This is a genomic window from Streptococcus sp. 10824 (assembly GCF_013276595.1).
Lineage (GTDB): Bacteria > Bacillota > Bacilli > Lactobacillales > Streptococcaceae > Streptococcus > Streptococcus pseudopneumoniae.
Genome location: NZ_VMLH01000113.1, coordinates 1 through 6133, shown reverse-complemented (window position 1 = coordinate 6133; position 6133 = coordinate 1). Strand labels below are relative to the sequence as shown.

Here is a 6133-nt window from a genome sequence, read left to right as displayed (position 1 = left end):
TTCGAAAATCTTTTCAAACCACGTCAGCTTTGCCTTTCCGTAGGTATATGTAACTGACTTCGTCAGTCTTATCTCCAACCTCAAAACAGTGTTTTGAGCAACCTGCGGCTAGCTTCCTAGTTTGCTTTTTGATTTTCATTGAGTATAAAAACCTTCTCATAAGCTTTTTTATTTTAAAGAAGAATTCACTCCTTCATCTGACTCTCTGCATCAGCCACAACTTGCTCTAAACTAGTCTGACCAAGCTCTGCCTCCATGGCCAGCTGGATTCTCTCCAATTTTTGATCCAAAACATCATGAATATGAGCTCCAACTGGACAATTTGGATTTGGATTGTCATGGAAACTGAAGAGTTGACCAGTCTTACCAAGACACTCAACCGCTTGATAAACATCTAAAAGACTAATATCCTTGAGATCCTTGACAATCTCTGTTCCCCCTGTTCCACGCGCCACTGAAATCAGCTCTGCCTTCTTCAACTGGGACAAGGTTTTTCTGATAATGACAGGATTGACCCCGACACTAGCAGCCAGAAAATCACTGGTCACCTTGCTTTCCTTCCCCTTGAGGGCAATGATTATCAGCATATGAGTCGCAATGGTAAATCTACTTGGAATTTGCATGCTCTTCTCCTTTTTACGAGGCTACCCTGCCTCTACTCTTCTTTTTCTTTTATTATACCCTTTTTAGTTGTAATGTCAATCGTTACCACCTTTTAACCAGTCGTCTAACTCCCGATCGTAGCCCTCTTTCTGGGCCAATTCTCTCAGAAATTCCTGATGATGAGTATGGTGGATCCCATTGACCAGACTTTCATAGTAAACCTCAAAATAGGGAAGTTTGAGGTCTTTAGCCAGCTGCAATTCAGCTGCCACATCGTAGTCTACCCGTCGGAAGTCCATATCTACCAAGCCCTTGCCATCAAACTCTAAAATCATATACTGGGCTCGCAAGTCCTTCCGTAACTGGGCATCTAGAAAGAAAGGCTGGCCAATTGAACCCGGATTGACAATTAATTGCCCACCAGTCCCGTAACGAAGCAACTGCTGGTGAATATGACCATATACAGCGATATCACAAGGCGGATTAGTCACCAAGCGGTCAAAATCCTCTTGAGCTCCAGTATGAATCAACTCTCTCCCCCAGTTCTTATCAGGTAGATGATGGCTAATTCCCACCGTCAAAGCCCCAAACTGACGATGAAGCTGGAGTGGTTGATTGTGGAGCAATTCGATTTCTTCTAGGGAAATTTCCTCTAAAACATATTGGCACTGGCGCAAGAGATAACGTTGACTGGGACGAGTACTATCCAATTCCTTGCGGACACCATGCCAAAGACTGTCTTCCCAGTTTCCCAAAACTCTAGCCGTAATCGGTAGTTGAGCCAACAAGTCCAAAATCCTTCTGCGTCCTGTCCCTGGCATGAGAATGTCTCCCAAAAGCCAGTATTCATCCACTTCTAGCTGCCGAGCATCTGCCAAAACAGCCTCTAAAGCAGTGGTATTTCCATGAATATCTGAAAGAAGAGCTATTTTCGTCATATTCATCTCCTCGTTTTTTCTCTTGCAATAAGTATAACATAAAAAGTCACAGCTAGAGAAATCTAGCTTTTTTTGATATACTAGATAAAGATATTAGACAAGAGGAAACGAATGACCCCGAATAAAGAAGATTATCTAAAATGTATTTATGAAATTGGCATAGACCTGTATAAAATCACCAACAAGGAAATTGCGGCTCGCATGCAAGTCTCTCCCCCTGCCGTAACTGAAATGATCAAACGGATGAAGAGTGAAAACCTCATCCTAAAGGACAAGGAATGTGGCTATCTACTGACTGACCTCGGCCTCAAACTGGTCTCTGAGCTCTATCGTAAGCACCGCTTGATTGAAGTTTTTCTAGTTCATCATTTAGACTATACAAGTGACCAGATTCACGAGGAAGCTGAGGTCTTGGAACACACTGTCTCTGACCTGTTCGTGGAAAGACTAGATAAACTGCTAGGTTTCCCTAAAACCTGCCCCCACGGAGGAACTATTCCTGCCAAGGGAGAACTCCTCGTTGAAATCAATAACCTGCCACTAGCTGATATCAAGGAAGCTGGCGCCTACCGCCTGACTCGGGTGCATGATAGTTTTGACATTCTCCATTATCTGGACAAGCACTCACTTCACATCGGTGACCAGCTCCAAGTCAAGCAGTTTGATGGCTTCAGCAACACCTTCACTATCCTTAATAAAGATAATGATTTACAAGTGAATATGGACATTGCCAAACAACTCTATGTCGAGAAAATCAACTAATTTCTCAAGTACCCCAACCAACCCTGAAAGTTTGATTTTCAGGGTTTTCTTATCTATTTTTTATATCAAACACGATAGTAAACGCTTCCATAATCCAACTAAATATTGTATAATAATTATATAAACTATTCCGTCACTAACAGAGGAAAAAAGGAGGGCTTATCATGAAAAAATCATCTTCATCAAAACCATTCAACTTCTTGTCATTGATGGAATCATGCTGGCATTTTTGACATTTAAAGAGGGACTTACTTGGGATTGGATTTTGATTTACAGTGGTTGGCTCATTTTCTTTCATCCTGTGCTGTTTACCTATCTTTCTAACCAGCTTTGTGACCACTTTAGTCAACTCTATTCCCAGATTAGACCGAGATTCTGGCGCTTTGCCTTACAAATCCTTCTATGGGATATCCTGATAATTCTCTCCTTGATATGTTTAAGTGGTACCCCACTTTTCCTTCAGGGGACTCTCCTCATCCTAGGACATCTCATCCCTTCCTATCGCACCTGCCAAATCCTGAAACAAGACTTTCCCCAAGCCTATCAAGCACCGATTTCTTTTGGAGTATTTTATGATAGATGAGAAAAACCAAGCCGGCTGGGCTTGATCTTTCTTATCTATTTTTAGTATCTAGGATAATGGTAACTGGCCCATCATTGACCAACTCAACCTGCATATCCGCTCCAAAAATGCCTGTCTGAACGGGTATTTCTTGCGCTAATTTTTGATTGAATGCATCATAGAAGTCTGATGCCCTATCAGGCTTGGCTGCACCTGTAAAGGCTGGACGATTGCCTTTCTTAGTATCCGCAAAGAGGGTAAACTGAGAAATAGAGAGGATTTCTCCTTCAATATCTTTGACAGACAGGTTCATCTTGCCTTCTGCATCTGAAAAAATCCGCATGTTGACAAGCTTTCTCACAGCATAGTCCAAATCTTCCTCTTGGTCCTCTGGTCCCACACCAACCAGCAATAAGAGGCCTTGGTTGATTTTCCCCTGCAACTGACCTTCGATACTCACTTGGGCTTTTTTAACCCGTTGAATAATGATTTTCATAATAGCCTTTCTAGTAAGAGCTAGGACAATTAGCCGTTGGTCCGTTTAACAGAATAAACCTCTGGTACGCTCTTAATCTTATCCACAACCGTAGTCAGCGTCGAGAGGTTGGCAATACCGAAGGACACATGAATATTGGCAAATTTCATATCCTTGGTTGGTTGGGCGTTGACTGTTGAGATATTCTTAGTTGTGTTTGAAAGAACTTGCAGTACATCGTTCAATAATCCTGTACGGTTGAGGCCATAAATATCGATATGGGCCATATACTCCTTATTTGAGCTAGAGTACTGGTCTTCCCATTCCACATCAAGGAGACGTTGCTCGTAGTTTTCTTGAGCACGCAGGTTCATACAGTCCACACGGTGAATAGCCACACCACGCCCCTTGGTGATATAGCCAACAATATCATCACCAGGAACAGGATTACAACACTTGGCAATCCGCACTAGGAGACCTGAGGCTCCTTCAATGACCACACCCCCCTCATGCTTGACCTTGAGGGTTTCTTTATTTTCAACCTTGACCTCGCCACCTTTGACAAGTTCTTCTGCCTCAGCCTTGGCCTTGGCACGTTCTTCTTCACGACGTTCCTTTTCAGTCAAACGGTTAAAGACAGTAATAGCACCGATTTCGCCAAAACCAATAGCCGCAAAGAGGGATTCTTCTGTCTTGTAGCTGGTCTTTTGCAGAACTTGATCCATGTGGCGCTTGTCCATAAATTTATTGGCTACATAGCCATTTTCTTGGAACTGGGCCATCAACATTTCACGACCCTTGTTGACAGACAATTCCTTATCTTGGTTTTTAAAGAACTGACGAATCTTGTTACGCGCCTTGCTGGTCTTGACCATGTTGAGCCAGTCACGGCTCGGTCCAAAGGAGTTGGGGTTGGTGACAATTTCAACCTGATCCCCTGTCTTGAGCTTGGTTGTCAGTGGAACCATGCGACCATTGACCTTGGCACCAGTTGCTTTTTCCCCGACTTTTGTATGGATTTCGTAGGCAAAGTCAATCGGTCCTGAATCTTTGGGAAGGGAACGAACAGCTCCATCTGGGGTAAAGACGTAAATCTCCTCAGCCAGATAGTTTTCCTTAACAGAGTCCACAAATTCCTTGGCATCATCAGCCTGGTCTTGGAGCTCTATCATCTCCTTAATCCAGTTCATCCCAATAGCCGATTCCTTGCTGTTAACCTGCCCCTTAACGCCTTTCTTATAAGCCCAGTGAGCCGCAACCCCGTACTCAGCAACCTCGTGCATGGCTTTAGTTCGAATCTGGAATTCAATCGGCCCTTTTGGCCCATAAACAGTCGTATGGATAGACTGATAACCATTGGCCTTGCGGTTAGCGATATAGTCTTTGAAGCGGCCAGGCATGGGTTTCCAAAGTTCATGCACGTAACCAAGCATGGCATAGACATCACTTTGGGTATCCAAAATACAACGAATGGCAATCAGGTCATAGATTTCCTCAAACCGTTTTCTCTTATCCTGCATTTTACGGAAAATCGAGTAAATATGTTTGGGACGACCATAGATTTTCCCTTTTAAGTGACGATCTGTCGTATATTCCTCTAATTTTGTGACTACCTCATCCACCAAGGCTTCACGCTCTCTGCGCTTTTCCTTCATCATATGGGTAATCTTGTAAAACTCCGTTGGATTGAGATAACGGAAAGATAGGTCTTCCAATTCCCATTTGACACTGGAAATCCCCAAACGGTGAGCAAGTGGGGCATAGATTTCCATAGTTTCTTTGGAAATGCGCTCCTGCTTGTCTTTTCGAAGATGTTTCAGGGTTCGCATATTGTGCAAGCGGTCAGACAGTTTGACCAAGATAACGCGGATGTCCTCAGACATGGCCATGAGCATCTTGCGATGATTTTCAGCCAACTGCTCTTCGTGAGACTTGTACTCGACCTTGCCAAGCTTGGTGACTCCGTCAACAATCACGCGCACATCGGGACCAAACTCTCTTTCCAAATCGTCCAAGGTCGCATCTGTATCTTCCACCACATCATGCAAGAAACCACAAGCTACCGTTACAGCATCCAGCTTGAGTTTGGCTAGAATACCTGCCACTTGAATAGGGTGAATGATATAAGGCTCGCCTGATTTGCGGTATTGACCACTATGACAATCCACCGCATAGACCAAGGCCTTATGGACAAAATGGACATCCTCTTCCGTTAAATATTTTTTGGTTAAAGCGACAACTTCTTCGCCTGTTAAATTCACTTCTTTTGGCATCTCTACTCTCCAATTCTTCCTACCATTTTATCACTTTTTTAAGAATATGAAAACTAGATTGGAACAGAATAAGAAAAAAATAATTCTGAATTGCTTGATAATTCTGAATTATTGGTCCATAATATACTACGAAGTTAGATTTTAAACTTAGGTGATAGAAGGAGAGATAGAAGAACGGAAACCATATTGTAACCCAAAGACTTTTTGACTTCCCCAATTTCCCTGAAGATACGAAAGATAAACGTATCACATACACTGGTACCTTGACTGGATTTTGGAATTAATACTCAATGAAAATCAAAGAGCAAACTAGGAAACTAGCCGCAGGTTGCTCAAAGCACTGCTTTGAGGTTGTAGATAAAACTGACGAAGTCAGCTCAAAACACTGTTTTGAGGTTGTGGATAGAACTGACGAAGTCAGCTCAAAACACTGTTTTGAGGTTGTGGATAGAACTGACGAAGTCAGCTCAAAACACTGTTTTGAGGTTGTAGATAGAACTGACGAAGTCAGCTCAAAACA

At 42.9% G+C, this 6133-nt stretch carries 7 protein-coding genes; 3 read left to right on the top strand and 4 right to left on the bottom strand.

Annotation, left to right across the window (positions count from 1 at the left end; all coding sequences use genetic code 11):
- Nucleotides 1-185 precede the first annotated feature (185 nt).
- Both HT701_RS09745 and HT701_RS09740 read right to left on the bottom strand, forming a co-directional pair.
- Complete coding sequence (locus HT701_RS09745; RefSeq protein ID WP_001166796.1) at nt 186-623, bottom strand: Rrf2 family transcriptional regulator; 438 nt, start codon at nt 621-623, stop codon at nt 186-188.
- 75 nt (nt 624-698) lie between these two features.
- Nucleotides 699-1541 carry a metallophosphoesterase family protein gene (locus HT701_RS09740; RefSeq protein WP_172931474.1) on the bottom strand — a complete coding sequence of 281 codons (843 nt, stop codon included), beginning with the start codon at nt 1539-1541 and terminating at the stop codon, nt 699-701.
- Between the two features lie 111 nt (nt 1542-1652).
- Here HT701_RS09740 and HT701_RS09735 point away from each other — a divergent pair, with 111 nt between their 5' ends.
- Both HT701_RS09735 and HT701_RS09730 read left to right on the top strand, forming a co-directional pair.
- The gene (locus HT701_RS09735; protein ID WP_119947063.1) at nt 1653-2303 is read left to right on the top strand and encodes a metal-dependent transcriptional regulator; all 651 of its coding nucleotides are present in this window, start codon (nt 1653-1655) and stop codon (nt 2301-2303) included.
- 217 nt (nt 2304-2520) lie between these two features.
- Nucleotides 2521-2886 (top strand): hypothetical protein, encoded by a 366-nt coding sequence (locus HT701_RS09730; protein WP_119947772.1) that lies wholly within the window; start codon nt 2521-2523, stop codon nt 2884-2886.
- A 31-nt stretch (nt 2887-2917) separates the two neighbouring features.
- Here the strand turns inward: HT701_RS09730 and dtd are convergent, their stop codons facing one another.
- Both dtd and HT701_RS09720 read right to left on the bottom strand, forming a co-directional pair.
- A complete protein-coding gene (gene dtd, locus HT701_RS09725) occupies nt 2918-3361 on the bottom strand; it encodes a D-aminoacyl-tRNA deacylase (protein WP_172931473.1) in 444 nt (147 codons plus the stop codon).
- 29 nt (nt 3362-3390) lie between these two features.
- Complete coding sequence (locus HT701_RS09720; protein ID WP_172931472.1) at nt 3391-5613, bottom strand: bifunctional (p)ppGpp synthetase/guanosine-3',5'-bis(diphosphate) 3'-pyrophosphohydrolase; 2223 nt, start codon at nt 5611-5613, stop codon at nt 3391-3393.
- A gap of 290 nt (nt 5614-5903) precedes the next feature.
- Here HT701_RS09720 and HT701_RS11625 point away from each other — a divergent pair.
- Nucleotides 5904-6133: hypothetical protein (locus HT701_RS11625; RefSeq protein ID WP_345889996.1), on the top strand; the 230-nt coding region annotated here is incomplete at its 3' end.

Coding starts and splice junctions, on each gene's coding strand:
- HT701_RS09745 (WP_001166796.1), bottom strand. CDS start 623: ATGCAAATTCCAAGTAGATTTACCATTGCGACTCATATGCTGATAATC.
- HT701_RS09740 (WP_172931474.1), bottom strand. CDS start 1,541: ATGACGAAAATAGCTCTTCTTTCAGATATTCATGGAAATACCACTGCT.
- HT701_RS09735 (WP_119947063.1), top strand. CDS start 1,653: ATGACCCCGAATAAAGAAGATTATCTAAAATGTATTTATGAAATTGGC.
- HT701_RS09730 (WP_119947772.1), top strand. CDS start 2,521: ATGCTGGCATTTTTGACATTTAAAGAGGGACTTACTTGGGATTGGATT.
- dtd (WP_172931473.1), bottom strand. CDS start 3,361: ATGAAAATCATTATTCAACGGGTTAAAAAAGCCCAAGTGAGTATCGAA.
- HT701_RS09720 (WP_172931472.1), bottom strand. CDS start 5,613: ATGCCAAAAGAAGTGAATTTAACAGGCGAAGAAGTTGTCGCTTTAACC.